General features: G+C 70.8%; 13 protein-coding genes and 1 tRNA gene. 11 read left to right on the top strand and 3 right to left on the bottom strand.

Annotated features, from left to right (window positions below; genetic code table 11):
- The first annotated feature begins 20 nt into the window (after window positions 1-20).
- Both IE250_RS06880 and IE250_RS06875 read left to right on the top strand, forming a co-directional pair.
- A complete protein-coding gene (locus IE250_RS06880) occupies window positions 21-1,142 on the top strand; it encodes a S1 family peptidase (RefSeq protein WP_189668556.1) in 1,122 nt (373 codons plus the stop codon).
- A gap of 188 nt (window positions 1,143-1,330) precedes the next feature.
- A complete protein-coding gene (locus IE250_RS06875; RefSeq protein WP_189668555.1) occupies window positions 1,331-2,782 on the top strand; it encodes a S1 family peptidase in 1,452 nt (483 codons plus the stop codon).
- A 92-nt stretch (window positions 2,783-2,874) separates the two neighbouring features.
- On the opposite strand, the gene IE250_RS06870 is transcribed toward IE250_RS06875, so the two are convergent.
- Window positions 2,875-3,966, bottom strand: coding sequence for a phosphatase PAP2 family protein (locus tag IE250_RS06870; RefSeq protein ID WP_229872219.1), 1,092 nt, complete (start codon window positions 3,964-3,966; stop codon window positions 2,875-2,877).
- Window positions 3,967-4,183: 217 nt separating this feature from the next.
- Here IE250_RS06870 and topA point away from each other — a divergent pair, with 217 nt between their 5' ends.
- The 8 genes from topA (at window position 4,184) to IE250_RS06830 (ending at window position 13,869) form a co-directional block, all read left to right on the top strand.
- Window positions 4,184-6,994 carry a type I DNA topoisomerase gene (topA, locus tag IE250_RS06865; protein ID WP_189668554.1) on the top strand — a complete coding sequence of 937 codons (2,811 nt, stop codon included), beginning with the start codon at window positions 4,184-4,186 and terminating at the stop codon, window positions 6,992-6,994.
- A 111-nt stretch (window positions 6,995-7,105) separates the two neighbouring features.
- On the top strand, window positions 7,106-7,507 hold the full coding sequence (locus IE250_RS06860; protein WP_189668553.1) for a pyridoxamine 5'-phosphate oxidase family protein: 402 nt from the start codon (window positions 7,106-7,108) through the stop codon (window positions 7,505-7,507).
- Between the two features lie 46 nt (window positions 7,508-7,553).
- Complete coding sequence (tmk, locus tag IE250_RS06855) at window positions 7,554-8,264, top strand: dTMP kinase (RefSeq protein ID WP_189668552.1); 711 nt, start codon at window positions 7,554-7,556, stop codon at window positions 8,262-8,264.
- Window positions 8,261-9,397 (top strand): DNA polymerase III subunit delta', encoded by a 1,137-nt coding sequence (locus tag IE250_RS06850; RefSeq protein ID WP_189668551.1) that lies wholly within the window; start codon window positions 8,261-8,263, stop codon window positions 9,395-9,397. Before tmk ends, IE250_RS06850 begins: the two co-directional genes overlap by 4 nt.
- A 148-nt stretch (window positions 9,398-9,545) precedes the next feature.
- Window positions 9,546-11,216: an enoyl-CoA hydratase-related protein gene (locus IE250_RS06845; protein ID WP_189668550.1), complete on the top strand. Its 1,671-nt coding sequence runs from the start codon at window positions 9,546-9,548 to the stop codon at window positions 11,214-11,216.
- Window positions 11,217-11,408: 192 nt separating this feature from the next.
- Complete coding sequence (locus tag IE250_RS06840; protein WP_189668549.1) at window positions 11,409-12,062, top strand: hypothetical protein; 654 nt, start codon at window positions 11,409-11,411, stop codon at window positions 12,060-12,062.
- 63 nt (window positions 12,063-12,125) lie between these two features.
- The gene (locus tag IE250_RS06835; RefSeq protein ID WP_229872218.1) at window positions 12,126-13,670 is read left to right on the top strand and encodes an alpha/beta hydrolase; all 1,545 of its coding nucleotides are present in this window, start codon (window positions 12,126-12,128) and stop codon (window positions 13,668-13,670) included.
- A 126-nt stretch (window positions 13,671-13,796) separates the two neighbouring features.
- A tRNA-Thr gene (locus IE250_RS06830) sits at window positions 13,797-13,869 on the top strand.
- A gap of 349 nt (window positions 13,870-14,218) precedes the next feature.
- Here IE250_RS06830 and IE250_RS06825 read toward each other — a convergent pair.
- Window positions 14,219-15,112 carry a nitroreductase family deazaflavin-dependent oxidoreductase gene (locus tag IE250_RS06825; RefSeq protein WP_189668548.1) on the bottom strand — a complete coding sequence of 298 codons (894 nt, stop codon included), beginning with the start codon at window positions 15,110-15,112 and terminating at the stop codon, window positions 14,219-14,221.
- Between the two features lie 243 nt (window positions 15,113-15,355).
- Here IE250_RS06825 and IE250_RS06820 point away from each other — a divergent pair, with 243 nt between their 5' ends.
- Entirely contained in the window at window positions 15,356-15,901 is a 546-nt protein-coding gene (locus IE250_RS06820) for an RDD family protein (protein WP_189668547.1), read from the top strand.
- Window positions 15,902-16,063: 162 nt separating this feature from the next.
- Here the strand turns inward: IE250_RS06820 and IE250_RS06815 are convergent, their stop codons facing one another.
- A complete protein-coding gene (locus IE250_RS06815) occupies window positions 16,064-16,276 on the bottom strand; it encodes a tyrosine-type recombinase/integrase (protein WP_229872217.1) in 213 nt (70 codons plus the stop codon).
- Window positions 16,277-16,296 lie beyond the last annotated feature (20 nt).

Raw genomic sequence — 16,296 nt, 5'->3', positions numbered from 1 at the left:
GACACAAGGAGTCGCTGGAGATGAGACGTACTTCCCTCCGGGGCCTGGCCGTGGCAACCGCCACCGTGGGCCTCCTCGCCGGCACCATCAACGCCGTCGCCGCTGCACGGTCCGACGCCGAGACCGCCTCGACGCGCTACGCCCCAGGCATGGTCGCCGCCATGGAGCGTGACCTCAACCTGAGCACTGCTGAGGCAGTGGCTCAGATCAAGACCCAGGAGATCCTGGCGGGCACGCAGCGCAGCCTGGAGAAGTCGCTCGGTGCGTCCTACGCCGGCGCCTGGGTCGAGAGTGCGGACGAGCTCCATGTCGCGGTGACCGATGCCGCCGATGCGGCCGACGTCCGTGCGGCTGGGGCCACCCCCGTGATCGCGGACAACTCGCTCAAGGCGCTCGACGCCTGGACGGCGGACCTGGACGGTGCTCTGTCCGAGTCGGACGTGACCTCGTACTACGTGGACGTGGAGACCAACGAGATAGTCATCTCCGTAGTCGACGGCGCCCGGGCCGACGTCGAGGCCGCGGTGGGCGACGCAGGCGTGCCCGCCGATGCCGTCTCCCTGACGGCGGCCGCGGAGCGCCCAAGGACGCTCATCAACGTGATCGGCGGCAACGCGTACTTCATCGGCGGCTCCCGCTGCTCGGTCGGCTTCGCTGCCACCGGCGGCTTCGTCACCGCCGGCCACTGCGGAACGCGAGGCGCCACGACCAGCCAGCCGAGCGGTACCTTCCAGGTGTCCTCGTTCCCGGGCAACGACTACGCGTACGTGAACGTCGGTTCGGACGACACCCCGATCGGTGCGGTCAACAACTACAGCGGCGGCACGGTGCGTGTCACGGGCTCGTCTCCTGCCGCCGTCGGCGCCACGGTGTGCCGGTCCGGTTCCACGACCGGCTGGCACTGCGGCACCATCCAGGCCCTGAACGCCACGGTGAACTATGCCGAGGGCACCGTCACCGGCCTCATCCGGACCAGCGTGTGCGCCGAGCCCGGCGACTCCGGCGGCTCGCTGCTCGCCGGCACCCAGGCCCAGGGCATGACCTCGGGCGGCTCGGGCAACTGCTCGTCCGGTGGCACCACCTACTTCAACCCGGTGGGCGAGGCCCTGAGCGCAGCGGGCGTCTCGCTCGTCACGAGCTGACCCGGACGCGCTAGGCGCTGCCTGTCGGTCGGTTCGCGGGGCAGGTAGGGGACGCCCTACCTGCCCTGCGACATGCCCGCATATTGTGCCGATATGTCCCAATCGGTATCTGGGAGTTTCCTGGAAGCGACCCTACGCTTTGCCGCACCGGGTGAATCCATTGCCCCGACGACAGGGAGTCGCAGGACATGAGACGCACATCCTTCAAGGCGATCAGCGTGGCTACAGCCGCGATGACGCTCCTCGCCGGCAGCATCACCGCTGCTACCGCAAGCGCAGCCGCCGGACCCGACAAGCCCGCGGTCTCCAGCTACGCGCCGGGCATGGTCGCCGCCATGGAGCGTGACCTCGGCCTGACCACCTCGCAGGCCGTGGCCCGCCTCAAGACGGACGCAGCCCTGTCCGACACGCAGCACGCCATCGCCAAGTCCCTCGACAAGGGTTACGCGGGCGCCTGGGTGGAGGGCACCGAGCTGTTCGTCGCCGTCACCGACAAGGCCGGGGCGGCCGAGGTCAGTGCCGCCGGGGCCACGGCGGTCACGGTCGACAAGTCTCTGAGCCAGCTCAACCGGCTCGCCACCAAGGCCTACCGGGCGGCGCCGGAGGCCAAGATCGCCGCCGCCTACGTGGACGTCGAGTCCAACGCGGTGGTGATGGAGGTGGCCAAGGGCGCAAAGGCCGCCGTCGCCACCGCCGTCAGGCAGGCCGGTATCCCGGCGAGCTCCGTCTCCCTCGTCGAGGTCGCGGAGATGCCCCGCACCTTCATCAACGTGATCGGCGGCAACGCGTACTACATCGGCGGGTCGCGCTGCTCGGTCGGCTTCTCGGCCACGGGCGGATTCGTCACCGCGGGCCACTGCGGCGACGTCGGCAACGCCACGACCAGCCCGAGCGGCACATTCCGGACCTCCTCGTTCCCGGGCAACGACTACGCGTACGTGAACGTCGGCACGGACGACACCCCCGTCGGCTCGGTCAACAACTACTCCGGCGGCACGGTGGGCGTCGCGGGCTCGACCGCGGCCGCCGTCGGCGCGACCGTGTGTCGCTCCGGTTCCACCACCGGCTGGCACTGTGGCACCATCCAGGCCCTGAACGCGTCGGTCACCTACGCCGAGGGCACCGTGTCCGGCCTGATCCGTACCAACGTGTGCGCCGAGCCCGGCGACTCGGGCGGCTCGCTCCTGGCCGGCACGCAGGCTCAGGGCATGACCTCCGGCGGCTCCGGCAACTGCTCCTCGGGTGGCACCACCTACTTCCAGCCGGTGGGTGAGGCACTCAGCGCTGCGGGCGTCTCGCTGATCACCGGTGGTGGTGGCGGTGGCGGCTCGGCCTGCTCGAGCCAGGAGACGGCGTTCAGCGGCTCGCTGAGCAGCGGTGCCTCCACCTACAAGCCGAGCAGCAGCGGCTTCTCGTCGTCGGCCGGCACGATCACGGGCTGCCTCGACGGCCCCAGCGGAACTGACTTCGACCTCTACCTGCAGAAGCTCTCGGGCAGCACGTGGTCCAACGTGGCCCAGGGCATCACCTCGGCCCCCGACGAGAGCATCAGCTACTCGGGCACTTCCGGCACGTACCGGTGGCGCGTGCTCGCCTACTCGGGGTCCGGTTCCTACACGGGCGGGTACTCCACCCCGTGACGTCCTGACCCCGCTGGTCGAGCTTGCCCGCCCGCTGGTCGAGCTTGTCGAGACCCAGGTCTCGACAAGCTCGACCAGCGGGACAAGCCGGATCAGGGGCGCGCCGTCGACTGGCGGACCAGGAGCAGCAGGGCGAACGAGCCCAGCGTCACGGCCACCACGCCGAACAACCCACCCGTGTACGCGGTGACGTCACCGCCGATCGGCAGCGCCCAGCCATAGCCGCGCACGCTCCCGAGCGCGCCGAGGGCGAGCGCCCCGGTGCCCAGGGCGCCGACCAGGAGCAGGCCGGCCGCGCTGGACGATCCCGGCTCGACGCCGCCCCGCTCCCCGCCGCCCCGCGGCGCGTCCAGGGACGACGCCGAGCTCACCGCGCAGACGCCGGCGCCCCAGGCGAGGACCACGAGGATCGCGGCGACGACGTCGGAGGGCCGGTGCCACTGCCCGATCAGCGTCGACACCCCCGTGGCCCCCGTGTAGGCGGCGCCCACCACCGCGACGACCGGCCGCCAGCGCCGTGGCACCGCGATGAGGAGGCCCGCGGCGACGGACGCCGCGACCGTCGTATGTCCGCTGGGCAGGGTGTTGACATCCGCGCGGGCGACGTCGAGCAGCGCCGGCCGGTCGAGGACCGCGTGCTTGAGCACCTGCGTGGTGAGGTTCGAGCCGGCCACGAGGATCGCCACCTGCGCCGCGAGCCACCAGCGCCCGCGGGCCAGCGCGAGTATCACGGCGGCCGCCAGGCCCAGACCGACGAACGTGTTCGACACCACACCCAGCACCGGCTCGGCGAGCTCCCACAGCACGCCCTGCCCGCGGGCGGCGCCCTCGAGCGCGAGCTGGTCGGCGCGCTGGCCGCGCTCCGAGGCGACAAAGGTGTCCCAGGTGGCCCACACGCCCCACAGCGCGAGCACCGCGACGACGCCGGCGATCACGCGCGGCCGCAGCCGCGGCTGGAGGCCGGGCACGCGGGCCGGCGTCGGGCGGCCGCCGAACCTGCGCGACGGCGCAGCCGAGGGCGGGCCCACCTGGCCCGACGGCGGACCCGCAGGAGGTCGCACCGGGCGGGTCTTGCGGGCCCTGGGCGCGGAAGCGGCCGGCTGCGTGTAACCCTTGGCCGTACCGGTGACGCGGCTCCGCGAGGGCTGCGGCAGCTCCGGCAGCGGGCGGGTGCGGTCGGTCATAGGCTCACCGTAGGGGAGCCGCCTGAAGAGACCGTGTGGCTGATGTGACGCTCCGCTGTCCGTAATGCCACAGGTGAAAATCACCACGGTCATGAGAAACGCCGGGCGGCCCGCTGTGAGCCCGGATAGGGTGCGATCCGTCGCGCCTGGCGTACCGTGAACTCTCCAACGCCGCTCGGCGCACTCCCCAAACCCCGCAGGAAGCAGGCAGGACCGGATGTCCCAGGCACGCAAGCTCGTGATCGTCGAGTCGCCCACGAAGGCTCGCAAGATCCAGAGCTATCTCGGCGACGACTACGAGGTCGAAGCCAGCGTCGGGCATATTCGCGACCTCCCGCAGCCCAAGGACCTGCCCGCGGAGATGAAGAAGGGCCCCTACGGCAGGTTCTCCGTGGACGTCGACAACGGGTTCGACCCGTACTACGTGGTCCACGCGGACAAGAAGAAGAAGGTCAGCGAGCTCAAGAAGGCGCTCAAGGACGCCGACGAGCTCTTCCTCGCGACCGATGAGGACCGCGAGGGCGAGGCCATCGCCTGGCACCTGATCCAGGAGCTCAAGCCCAAGGTCCCGGTCAAGCGCATGGTGTTCCACGAGATCACCCGGGACGCGATCCTCCGAGCGCTGGAGAACACGCGCGAGCTGGACCAGGACCTCGTGGACGCCCAGGAGACGCGGCGCATCCTCGACCGCCTGTACGGCTACGAGGTGTCGCCGGTGCTGTGGCGCAAGGTCCGTCAGGGGCTGTCCGCCGGCCGTGTGCAGTCGGTCGCGACGCGCCTCGTCGTCGAGCGGGAGCGCGAGCGCATGGCGTTCGTGTCGGCGGACTACTGGGACGTCGCCGGCACCTTCGCGGTCTCGCCCGACGGCGGTGCCGCCCCCGGCCAGCCCTCCTTCCGCGCCCGGCTCAGCCAGCTCGCGGGCGACAAGGTCGCCTCGGGCCGCGACTTCGACGACCGGGGGCGGCTCAAGGTCCGCACCGGCGTGGTGCAGCTCTCCGAGTCGACCGCGAACGCTGTCGTCGCAGGGCTCCAGGCCGCCGACTTCTCCGTCCGCAGCCTGGAGACCAAGCCGTACACGCGCCGCCCCGCGGCGCCGTTCACCACCTCCACCCTGCAGCAGGAGGCGGGCCGCAAGCTGCGGATGTCGTCGCGTCAGGCGATGCGCACCGCGCAGGCCCTGTACGAGAACGGCTACATCACCTATATGCGTACCGACAGCCCGTCGCTGTCGGCCGAGGCCACCAACGCCGCGCGCCGGCAGGCTGCCGAGCTGTACGGCCCCGAGTACGTGCCGGGTGCGCCCCGCCTGTACGCCAGCAAGTCGAAGGGCGCCCAGGAGGCGCACGAGGCGATCCGCCCGGCGGGCGACTCGTTCCGCACCCCGGCCCAGGTCGCCGGCGAGCTGAGCGGCGACCAGTTCCGCCTGTACGAGCTGATCTGGAAGCGCACGGTCGCGTCGCAGATGGCCGACGCGAAGGGTTCGACGGCGTCGGTCCGGCTCGGCGCCGTCGTCGTGGGCGGCGCGCAGGACGGCAACGAGGCGGTGTTCTCGGCGTCGGGCACGGTGATCTCGTTCCGCGGCTTCCTCGCCGCCTACGAGGAGGGCGCGGACGTCGACACCGAGGCGCCCGAGAGCGCCACGGCGGCGAAGGAGACGCGCCTGCCGACGATGTCGGAGGGCGACGCGCTGGTCGGCACCGACCTCACCGCGGACGGCCACTCCACGTCCCCGCCGGCCCGCTACACGGAGGCGTCGCTGGTCAAGGCGCTGGAGGAGCGCGGCATCGGCCGCCCGTCCACCTACGCCGCGACGATCTCGACGATCCAGGACCGCGGCTACGTGATCACGCGCGGCCAGGCGCTGGTGCCGACGTGGCTCGCGTTCGCGGTGATCCGCCTGCTGGAGGAGCACTTCGACCGGCTCGTGGACTACGACTTCACGGCGACGATGGAGGAAGACCTCGACGAGATCGCCGCCGGCTCGCGCGAGCGTGTGGCCTGGCTGCGGGAGTTCTACTTCGGCGAGGTCCCGGGCAACATCGGCACGTCCGACGAGCTCGGCGTGGACAGCGAGGGCGGCGGCCTGCGTGCGCTCGTGGCGAACCTCGGCGAGATCGACGCCGCGGCGATCAACTCCGTCGAGATCGGCGAGGGCATCCGCGTGCGCGTGGGACGCTACGGCCCCTACATCGAGGACGTCGCGGCCGAGGTCGAGGAGGGCAAGACCCCGCCCCGCGCTTCCGTGCCGGACGACATAGCGCCCGACGAGCTGACCGTCGCCAAGGCGCGCGAGCTCCTGGCTGCCGGGGCCGACGACGGCCGTGTGCTCGGTATGCACCCCGAGTCGGGTCACCCGGTCGTGGCGAAGAACGGCCGGTACGGCCCGTACGTGACGGAGCAGCTGCCCGAGCCGGATCTCGACCCGGACCTGTCGGCCGCGGCGAAGAAGCGGGCGCTGGCCGCCCTGCCCAAGCCGAGGACGGCGTCGCTGCTCAAGTCGCAGGCCCTCGACTCGGTGACGCTTGAGCAGGCTCTGCAGCTCATGTCGCTGCCGCGCGTGGTGGGCGTGGACCCGGAGACGGGTGACGAGATCACCGCGCAGAACGGCCGCTACGGCCCCTACCTGAAGAAGGGCACGGACTCGCGCACCCTGCCGTCCGAGGAGGCCATGTTCACGGTCACCCTCGACGAGGCGCTGGAGATCTACAAGCAGCCCAAGCGCGGACGCGGGCGGACCGCGACGCCGCCGCTGCGCGAGCTCGGCGACGACCCGAACAGCGGCAAGCCGATCCACGTCAAGGAGGGCCGGTTCGGCGCGTACGTGACCGACGGCGAGACCAACCGCACCCTGCCGCGCGACGTCACGGCGGAGTCCATCACCCCGGAGCGTGCCATCGAGCTGCTCGCGGAGAAGCGAGCCCAAGGCCCGGCGAAGAAGCGCACCACCCGGTCGACGAGCAAGGCGCCCGCGAAGAAGGCGCCGGCGAAGAAGCCGGCCGCCAAGAAGCCGTCGACCTCGACGAAGTAGCCAATGTGGGGACGTGCAGGTCACCCGGTGACCTGCACGTCCGGCGTCTGCTGTGGTCGGTGTCGGGTCCCTCACAGCGCGTGGTCCGCCCGCCGAGCGCACGATGGACCCATGGACCTCAACGAGCAGAGCATCACGCCGATGACCGAGGACGAGTGCTGGGAGTTCCTCTCGATGCAGCCCATCGGGCGGCTCGGCACCGCCGTCGCCGGCGAGCCTGAGATCTTTCCCCTGAACTTCGCCATGGCGGACCGCACCATCTACTTCCACACCATCCCCGGAACCAAGGTCGCGGAGGTCGCGATCAACGAGAAGGTTGCCTTCGAGGTCGACCAGTGGGGTCCCGAGATCGCGTACAGCGTCGTCGTGAAGGGCACCGCCGAGATCCTGGAGAACGACGCCGACATCGCCGCGGCCGAGTCGACCAACCTGGTCAGCTACCTCGACGACACGAGGGACACGTGGGTGCGAATCACGCCGACGCAGGTGACGGGTCGTCGGCTGCAGCGCTAGAGCGGCGCAGCCAGGCGATGTCGGTGGGCGCGGTTAGGGTTACGGCGTGAACGCACCTGGCTACTTCATCTCCTTCGAGGGCGGCGAGGGCGTGGGCAAGTCGACCCAGTCGCGCCTCCTCGGCGACTGGCTGGCGGAGCTCACCGGCCGCGAGGTCGTGCTCACGTTCGAGCCGGGTGGCACCGCGCTCGGCAAGGAGCTGCGGGCCGCCGTCATGCACGGCCAGGACATGGGCGCGCGGGCCGAGGCGCTCATCTACGCGGCGGACCGCGCCCACCACGTCGAGACCGTGGTGCGGCCCGCGCTGGGCCGCGGCGCCGTGGTGATCACCGACCGCTACCTCGACTCGTCCGTCGCCTATCAGTCGGGCGGACGCGACCTGCCCGGCAACGAGGTGGAGCACCTCTCCCTGTGGGCCACCAAGGGGCTGCGGCCGGACGTCACCGTCCTGCTCGACCTCGAGCCCGTGGCCGCCGCGGCCCGCCGCGCCGCAGCCGAGGGCAAGGGCGCGCTGGACCGCCTTGAGCGCGCCGGCGTCGAGTTCCATACCCGTGTCCGGGACACGTTCCTCCAGCGCGCGGCCGCGGACCCGGACCGCTGGGTGATCATCGACGCGGCGGCGCCCATCGACGACATCCAGGCGCAGATCCGGGTGGACGTCTCGGCCCGGCTGGGTCTCACGCCCGTCGTCGCGGAGGCCAGCAGCCTCGCCGAGGCCGGCGACCTCACGGAGTCGGGCAGCGAGGAACCCTCATGACGGTGTGGGACGACGTCGTCGGCCAGGAGTCCGCCGTCGCCGCGCTCCGGGGCGCCGTGGCCAACCCCGCCGCGATGACGCACGCGTGGCTCGTGACCGGACCGCCCGGGTCGGGCCGGTCGGTGGCGGCGCGTGCGTTCGCCGCCGCTCTCCAGTGCCTGCAGGGCGGGTGCGGCGTGTGCCAGGCGTGCACCACCACCATGGCGGGCACCCACCCGGACGTGACGCTGCTGGCCACGGAGAAGGTGGTCATCACCATCGACGAGGTGCGGGACCTGATCATGACGGCGTCGCGGTCGCCGTCGGGCGGACGCTGGCGCGTGATCGTGATCGAGGACGCCGACCGCATGGCGGAGCGCACCACGAACGTGCTGCTCAAGGTCATCGAGGAACCGCCGCCGCACACGGTGTGGGTGCTGTGCGCGCCGTCGTCCCAGGACGTGCTGCCGACCATCCGGTCCCGCTGCCGGGCGGTGGTGCTGCGCGTGCCGCCGCCGCAGGCGGTCGCCGACCTGCTGGTGCGGCGCGACGGCGCGGATCCCGCGGTGGCGCTGAGCGCGGCCCGCGCGGCGCAGAGCCACGTCGGCCTCGCGAAGCGGCTGGCGCGCGACGCCGGGGCTCGCGAGCGGCGCACGGCCGTGCTGAGCATCGCGCGGCGCATCCGCGGCGTCGGAGACGCCGTGCTCGCAGCGGGCGAGCTCGTGGACGTGGCGAAGGCGGAGGCGGTGTCCGCCACGCAGGAGCGGGACGCCGCAGAGAAGGCCGAGCTGCTGCGTGCCCTGGGCGTGGCCGACGGCGAGACGCTGCCGCCGCGCCTGCGGTCTCAGCTCAGGCAGCTGGAGGACGACCAGAAACGGCGCGCCACGCGGCATCAGCGCGACGTGCTCGACCGCGCGATGGTGGACCTGCTGTCCCTCTACCGGGACGTGCTGGTGGTGCAGCTCGGGGCGGAGGTCGACCTGGTGAACGCGGAGCTCGCCGAGACGGTGCGCGCGCTCGCCGCCGACTCCACTCCCGAGCAGACCGTGCGGCGCATGGACTCGATCGGGGTGGCCCGCACCCGCCTGGACGGCAACGTGGCGCCGCTGCTGGCGCTGGAGGCGATGGCGATAGCCCTGCGCCCGCAGGGGTAGGGCGCGCATACGAGGCGCTCCGGCGCCTGTGAAGATTTCGCACGGGTGAATCTGCACCACTGTGGCGCATTGTCCCGAATGCCGTCCCTGGCTAGGCTGCGGGGCGCCCCCCACAGAGTTTCCCGTGCGACAAGGAGTCCACCGCCCGATGAGGATCCTCCTGCTGGTTTCTGCCTTCAACGGTCTCACCCAGCGGGTCTGGTGTTCCCTGAGGGAGCAGGGGCACGACGTCGGCGTCGAGATCGCGCCGACCTTCGAGTCGGGTGCCGCCATGACCCGCGCGGTCGAGCGTGCCGACCCGGACCTCATCCTGTGCCCGTTCCTCAAGCACCGCGTGCCGGACACGATCTACGACCGCTGGCCGACCGTCATCGTGCACCCGGGCCCGGTGGGCGACCGCGGGCCCTCCTCGCTCGACCACGCGATCCGCGACGGCCGGGAGCGCTGGGGCGTCACCGCCCTGTCCGCGGTCGAGGAGCTGGACGCCGGTCCGGTGTGGGCCACCGCCGTCTTCGACATGCCGGACCAGCCGATCGCCAAGAGCGCGCTCTACAACAGCCGCGTCGCGGACGCGGCGATGGCCTGTATCGGCGAGGTCGTCCGCAAGGTGGCCGACGGCGAGCGACCGATCCCGGCGGAGGCCTGCCTGCGGATCGTGCCCGTCGACGGTGAGCTGCCGTTGCTGCGCCGCGAGGACTTCCGCATCGACTGGCGCCGCCCCGCGAGCGAGCTGGAGCGGCTCGTCGCGGCGGCCGACGGCGCCCCTGGCGCCCCCGCCGACATCAACGGCCGGTCGGTCTGCGTGTTCGACGCCGTCGCGTCGCAGGACCACACCGGCGCCCCACCCGGCACGGTGGTGGGCCGCAACCTCGATGCCGTGGCGATCGCCTGCGGTGTCGGGACGCTCTGGGTCGGCTACGCCGCCGCGCTGAGCGGCCGACGAGGCGCCAAGCTGCCGGCCGCGCAGGTGATCGACGCGAGCGGCGCCCCGTTCCGCCGCGTCCCGGACGCCCTGGCGGAGACGACGTACGTGCGTGACGGCTCCGTCGGGTACCTGACGTTCCGCTCCTACAGCGGCGCCATGTACTCGGAGCAGTGCCGCCGCCTGACGAGCGCCGTCGAGAAGGCCCTCACGGAGGACACGCGGGTGCTCGTGATCAAGGGCACCGAGCACGCGTTCTCCAACGGGATCCACCTGGGCACCGTCGACGCGTCGCCGGACCCGCCGGCGGAGGCCTGGGACAACATCTGTGCCATCGACGAGCTGTGCCTCGCGATCGCCACCGCTGACCAGCTGACCGTCGCGGCGTTCACCGCGAACGCCGGCGCGGGCGGCGTGATGGCCGGGCTGTGCGCGGACGTGACGCTCGCCCGCGAGGGCGTGGTCCTCAACCCGTACTACGACATGGGGATCTACGGCTCCGAGCTGCACTCCTGGAGCATGCCGTCGCGCGTGGGGGAGCACCGTGCGTCGCTGCTCCTGTCCCGCAAGCTGCCGATCTCCGTGGCCGAGGCGGCCCGCATCGGGCTGATCAGCGCCGTCGGGCCGCGGGAGTGGGGCGAGTTCACCACCTGGCTGTCCTCGGCCGCGCAGGGCTACGAGGAGCCCGCCACGCTCGGCTGGATGCTGGCCGCGCGTGCGGAGCGGCGGGCGACCGACCGGCCGCTGTCGTACTACAAGACCATCGAGCTGGCCGAGATGGCGCGCGACTTCTTCGACGACCGCAACGCGTTCTCGGTGCACCGCCGGGCCTTCCTCCGCAAGACGGCCGCGGACGCCACCCCGGAGAAGCTGCGCTTCTCCTCGGCCCGCGTGTGAGCCGCTGTTCGCGCAATGATCGGCAAAGGGCCAGGTGATCGGTATGGCTACCGGTCACCTGGCCTTTTGCCGATGCGTCGGCAGCGGGGTGCAAGACCCGCACCGTTCGCCACATGACAGGGGTGGAGGGGGCGCAGTCCCGCGCCCCTTCCACCAGGGGTTCTTAGTGGCGAGTGGAAGGATCTGGGGATGATGAGCAGGCGGATGAACCGGTCGGGCACGGCGGCACGGGCTCTGGCGCGCGCGGGTGCGACGGCCCTGGGCATAGGCATGACGGCCGCGCTCGCACTGTCGGGTTGCGCGCAGTCCGACGTCGGCGGGTCCGAAGCGGGCGGGTCGACGGCGACCACGTCCCCCGAGGAGAGCGACATGACCAGCCCCAGCCCGTCGGACGGAGAAGGCGAGGACGGCAAGCTGCCGGAGGCCGCCGAGATGGAGGTCGTCGCCGGCAGCTCCGGCCGCGGTCTGCCTCCGGGCCTGGAAGGGAGCACCGACTCGACGGCCGGCGTCGCGTGGTCACCCGAACCCGGCCTGCTGTATGTGGTGACGAACGGGTCGAGCTCCTGCCCGACCTTCGCGGAGCCGCAGGCGACCATCGGCTCGGGCCCGGGCGACAAGTCCGCCGACGTCGCCGCCGCGGACGGCATGCTCGCAGTGACCCTCGTGCCCCCGAGCGACGGCATGTGCACCATGGACTTCGTGCCCACGACCACGGTGGTCGAGGCGCCCGCTGACGCCGACACGGGCCAGCCGGTGCCGGTCATGCTGGGCGACAAGGGCCAGGTCCAGCTCCTGCCCCGCAGCGCCGAGGGAGAGCCCGGTCCGGTCGCCTGGCTCGACTCGTGAGGGTCGCGTGTTGGTTCGCCAGCCGGTAAGAAATCTTCCGAGCACAACAGATAGGTTGTCCGGGTGATTCGCCCCGCCCGCCGTCGTCGTCAGCCCGCGGCCGCCGTCGCCACGCTGCTCACCACTGTTCTTCTCCTCGCCGCCTGCGGAGCACCGCCCAAGGTGCAGACGGCGCTGGAAGACGTGGGCAAGTCGGATGGTTCGGCGACGGAGGGCGCACCCGAGGGTTACGAGGACTACTACGGCCAGTCGCTGGAGTGGACCGAGTGCGGCGAGGGCTTCCAGTGCGCCACGGCGTCCGCTCCGCTCTCCTGGCACGACCCCGGGGAGGGCAGCATCGAGATCGCGCTCAAGCGGATCTCCGCCTCGGGCCAGAAGACCGGGTCGCTGCTGGTCAACCCGGGCGGGCCGGGCGGTTCGGGAGTGGACTTCGTGGGTGACCCGGCGCGGTTCGGGCAGTCGCTGCGGACGTCGTTCGACATCGTGGGCTTCGACCCCCGCGGCGTCGGGAAGTCGACGCCGGTCGAGTGCTACGACGACGCGCGCAAGGACGAGTTCCTCAGCAAGGACTACCCCTACACGGAAGCGGGCCTGGCCGACCGGCAGGACGCGGTGCGGGACTGGGGCCAGGCCTGCGCGGAGAACACCGGGCCGCTGCTCGAGCACGTGGACACGCAGTCCGCTGCCCGCGACATGGACATGCTCCGGGGCGTGCTGGGCGACGACAAGCTCAACTACCTCGGCTTCTCCTACGGCACCCAGCTCGGCGCCACCTATGCCGGCCTGTTCCCGGACCGGTCCGGGCGCCTGGTGCTCGACGGGGCGCTCGACACCACGCTGGGCTCCGACGAGGTGGCGCTGCAGCAGGCGGAGGGCTTCGAGAGCGCCCTGCGCGCCTACGTGACGGACTGCCAGGCGAGCAGCGACTGCCCGCTCACCGGCGACGTCACGAGCGGTCTGCAGCAGATCCAGGCCATGGTCGAGGACGCCGAACCCAACCCGATACCGACGTCGTCCGGGCGGGTGGTGACCAAGAAGCTCGCCTTCTACGGCGTGGCCGTGACGATGTACGACGAGGCCTCCTGGTCGTTCCTCACGCAGGCCCTGCAGGAGGTTCTCTGGGAGGGCACCGGCGACGACCTGCTCTACCTGGCGGACGTCTACAACGACCGCAACGACGACGGCACGTTCAAGTCCAACAGCGAGGAGGCGTTCCGCGCGATCAACTGCGCCGACGCCCGCGCCGAGGACGACATGGCGAAGATGCGGGAGCTTGCCGAGGAGATCCAGGACGCGGCACCCACGCTCGGCGAGTCGTTCGGGTACTCCGGCATCGAGTGCACCGACTGGCCGTACCCGCCGGCGAAGCAGGAGTTCGACCCCGCCGCGAAGGGAGCGCCGCCGATCGTCGTCATCGGCACCACCAACGACCCCGCCACCCCGTACCGCTGGGCCGAGTCGCTGGCGGACACGCTCTCGTCGGGCGTGCTGGTCACGTACGAGGGGGAGGGTCACACGGCGTACGGCCGGTCCAACTCCTGCATCAGCGGGGCCGTCGAGGACTACCTGGTGGACGGCAAGGTGCCCGAGGACGGCCTCACCTGCTGACCTGCTGTTCGCTCGGATTCGCAGCGTCGAGGACGTCACACGCTTTCACTTTGAAACCTGGGCCGTCCATTGGGTACAGTGAGGGCCGCTCACCGATCCGGTTACAGCCGGCATCGCGGTGCGCACGCCGCCTTAGCTCAGTCGGTAGAGCGTCTCACTCGTAATGAGAAGGTCGTGAGTTCGATTCTCACAGGCGGCTCCGCTGTGTAAACCCCGTCCGACCAGGCGTAACAGCCTCGGTCGGACGGGGTTTTCGCTTCCCTAGGAGGCGCCCTCGTCGCGGCGGGTACTCCCTGGGTACTCCGAACCTCGTTTGGGCGATCCAGCCTGCCACGTCGGCCCCGGCCCCGAGGAAGTGCAGGTACCGGTTCGTGGTCGTAGCGGACTCCTGTCCGCACCGCGCCTGCATCGTCGAGAGGTCCACGCGAGGTCTGCCGAAGTGAGTTTGCGTTACAGGTGAAGGCCCGACGTCGTGATCGGCTGTGCGACGTCGGGCCAGAGCCTGAAGGGCGACTCCTCGCAATAATCACGGGGAGACCGCCGTGCGCCTATGCGGCGAGATCCGTGAGGTACACAAAGTGGCGTACCCGGAGCAGTCGGAAGGGACCACGGAGCATGCTCGGGAGGAGGTGGAGACCTTCACCCTGTCCCAGCAGTCGCGCGCTCTGGTACCGGTCTGTTCGGCCGCGTCGCTTGACCTCCACGGCACCCCCAGCGAGAACATTCCTGACCCAGTCCGAACGCTTGCCGTACATGACTCCGACGACGAGACCGCCGTGGGTGGTGAACGACATCACGGGCGTGGCGTATGTCCTCCCGGTCTTTCGTCCGCGGTGCTGCACGAGAGTCAGCGGCCCGATGGAGCCTGCGAACCGTCGGATGACCGGGTTCGCCACTAGACGGTTGGACCGGGCGAAGCCGCGCGGGAACGGACCGTCGCGCGTCGCCGGCCTCCCCCCACCGTGAGCGTGGCCCGCGTACAGACGGGGCCGCAACAGCATGACAGCGAGCATCAGCGGGCAGGCCGCACTCGTCTGCACTTCGACCAGGCTGTCTCGAGCGACCAGGTCAGTCCAGTACGCCACGATGAGTAGCAGGCCGAAGACCATCGTGGAACCGGACATCTCCAAAGTGGGTCGCCAAGCCATGCCCCTGAACCGCATCCAAACGGCCATGGGCAGCGACAGGCTGATGGCGATCACGAGGACGGACAGCGCGGGCGCCCGCTGCAGCAGATCGGTGTATCCGAGCAACGCGGCAGTGCCGAAGAACAGGAAGCCCAGCGCGATGGCGCCGGCGCACATCACCATGCACATCTCGAGCAGGTGCAGAACGAATCTGCCTACAGGTTGCAGGGCGCGGCTTCGGCCGCGACTGGCGGGAACACCTTCGTGGCCCTGGTGGATTTCGTGGCCCTTTTGGGTAACAACTGCGGTTCGCATCACGCACCTCCTCGCGCTGTTCGAGCGCCTTGTTGAGGAGAGCCCTGCCCCGACAGAGAATGGTCGAGACGACAGGTCTCCTAGAATCATGGTGGGCCGCCGAGGAACGCCGCGGACGTGCCGGAAGTCCTCGAATGGCGGGACGTTGAGCCCAACGTGTCGGCCGTAGGTGACACCACGACTTGACTCAAGGTCAGAGCCGTCCACGGCTGACCTGCACCACCTGCGCAAAGGGGTAGGGCGATGACCGGTGCCACTCAACCTCGCAAGAGCCCCGTGCCCAACACGGCCGAGACTCGGCCGGCTCCCTTGGTCGACCGTGCCCTCGCCCGGGCCATCGACTTCGCGATGTTGTTCATCGTGAGCTTCGTCGTCGTCTCGATCATCGTGGTCGGAGATCTCATGCAGGCTGACGCTGGTTACTGGGGAATCGGACAGGACGACCCGTACGCAGGCGCAGTCACCTCCGTTCTCGTGGCCGCGATCTATTGGGGCTACTTCACAGTGCTGGAATCTCAGACCGGCTGGACCTTCGGGAAGATGCTCCTCAGGCTCGAGGTCCGAGGACCCCAAGGCGGCAGGCCCACGATCCAGGCGTCGTTGAAGCGCAACGCGTTCACGGCACTGGGGCTCCTCGGTCTCATTCCCGTCGTCGGTGGCCTAATCTCCGGTGTCGCGACCGTTCTGGCGATCGTGGCGATCGCCGTGACGATCCAGAAGGACGCCGCGAACCGCCAGGGGTGGCACGACCGCGTGGCGGGCGGCGCCAGAGTGGTCAAGGTCGGCTAGTCCGGTGAGGCGATGTGCCCGACTCGTAGCGCAGCGCGTGCTGACGAGCGCTGGTCGCGGGCTCGGTGGCCGGCTCACCAGAAACTCACCGAAGTGACCGCGTGGCAAGAACCCCGCTCGACCAGGCCAAACGGCCCAGGTCAAGCGGGGTTTCTTCGTTGCCTAGGAGGCGTCCTCCCTGGCCCGGGTACTCCCCGGGTACTTCGTGCCGTCGTTGAGGCGTTCCAGACCGGCGACATCGGCCCCTGTGCCGAGGAAGTGCAGGTACCGGTTCGTGGTCGCTGCGGACTCGTGACCGCACCACGCCTGCACCGTGGCGAGGTCGACGCGGCGCGTGATCCATAGGCACGCGGCGGTGTGCCGCAGGTCGTGCAAATGGCGGCCCTGACCGGTCG

The organism is Promicromonospora soli (assembly GCF_014653785.1).
Lineage (GTDB): Bacteria > Actinomycetota > Actinomycetes > Actinomycetales > Cellulomonadaceae > Promicromonospora > Promicromonospora soli.
Note: the sequence above shows the minus strand (reverse complement) of the source record. Positions and strands in the feature narration are given on the sequence as shown.

What these genes read in the sequence shown, in the direction of transcription:
- IE250_RS06880 (WP_189668556.1), top strand. Translation starts at nt 21, where the DNA reads ATGAGACGTACTTCCCTCCGGGGCCTGGCCGTGGCAACCGCCACCGTG.
- IE250_RS06875 (WP_189668555.1), top strand. Translation starts at nt 1,331, where the DNA reads ATGAGACGCACATCCTTCAAGGCGATCAGCGTGGCTACAGCCGCGATG.
- IE250_RS06870 (WP_229872219.1), bottom strand. Translation starts at nt 3,966, where the DNA reads ATGACCGACCGCACCCGCCCGCTGCCGGAGCTGCCGCAGCCCTCGCGG.
- topA (WP_189668554.1), top strand. Translation starts at nt 4,184, where the DNA reads ATGTCCCAGGCACGCAAGCTCGTGATCGTCGAGTCGCCCACGAAGGCT.
- IE250_RS06860 (WP_189668553.1), top strand. Translation starts at nt 7,106, where the DNA reads ATGGACCTCAACGAGCAGAGCATCACGCCGATGACCGAGGACGAGTGC.
- IE250_RS06850 (WP_189668551.1), top strand. Translation starts at nt 8,261, where the DNA reads ATGACGGTGTGGGACGACGTCGTCGGCCAGGAGTCCGCCGTCGCCGCG.
- IE250_RS06845 (WP_189668550.1), top strand. Translation starts at nt 9,546, where the DNA reads ATGAGGATCCTCCTGCTGGTTTCTGCCTTCAACGGTCTCACCCAGCGG.
- IE250_RS06840 (WP_189668549.1), top strand. Translation starts at nt 11,409, where the DNA reads ATGAGCAGGCGGATGAACCGGTCGGGCACGGCGGCACGGGCTCTGGCG.
- IE250_RS06825 (WP_189668548.1), bottom strand. Translation starts at nt 15,112, where the DNA reads ATGCGAACCGCAGTTGTTACCCAAAAGGGCCACGAAATCCACCAGGGC.
- IE250_RS06820 (WP_189668547.1), top strand. Translation starts at nt 15,356, where the DNA reads ATGACCGGTGCCACTCAACCTCGCAAGAGCCCCGTGCCCAACACGGCC.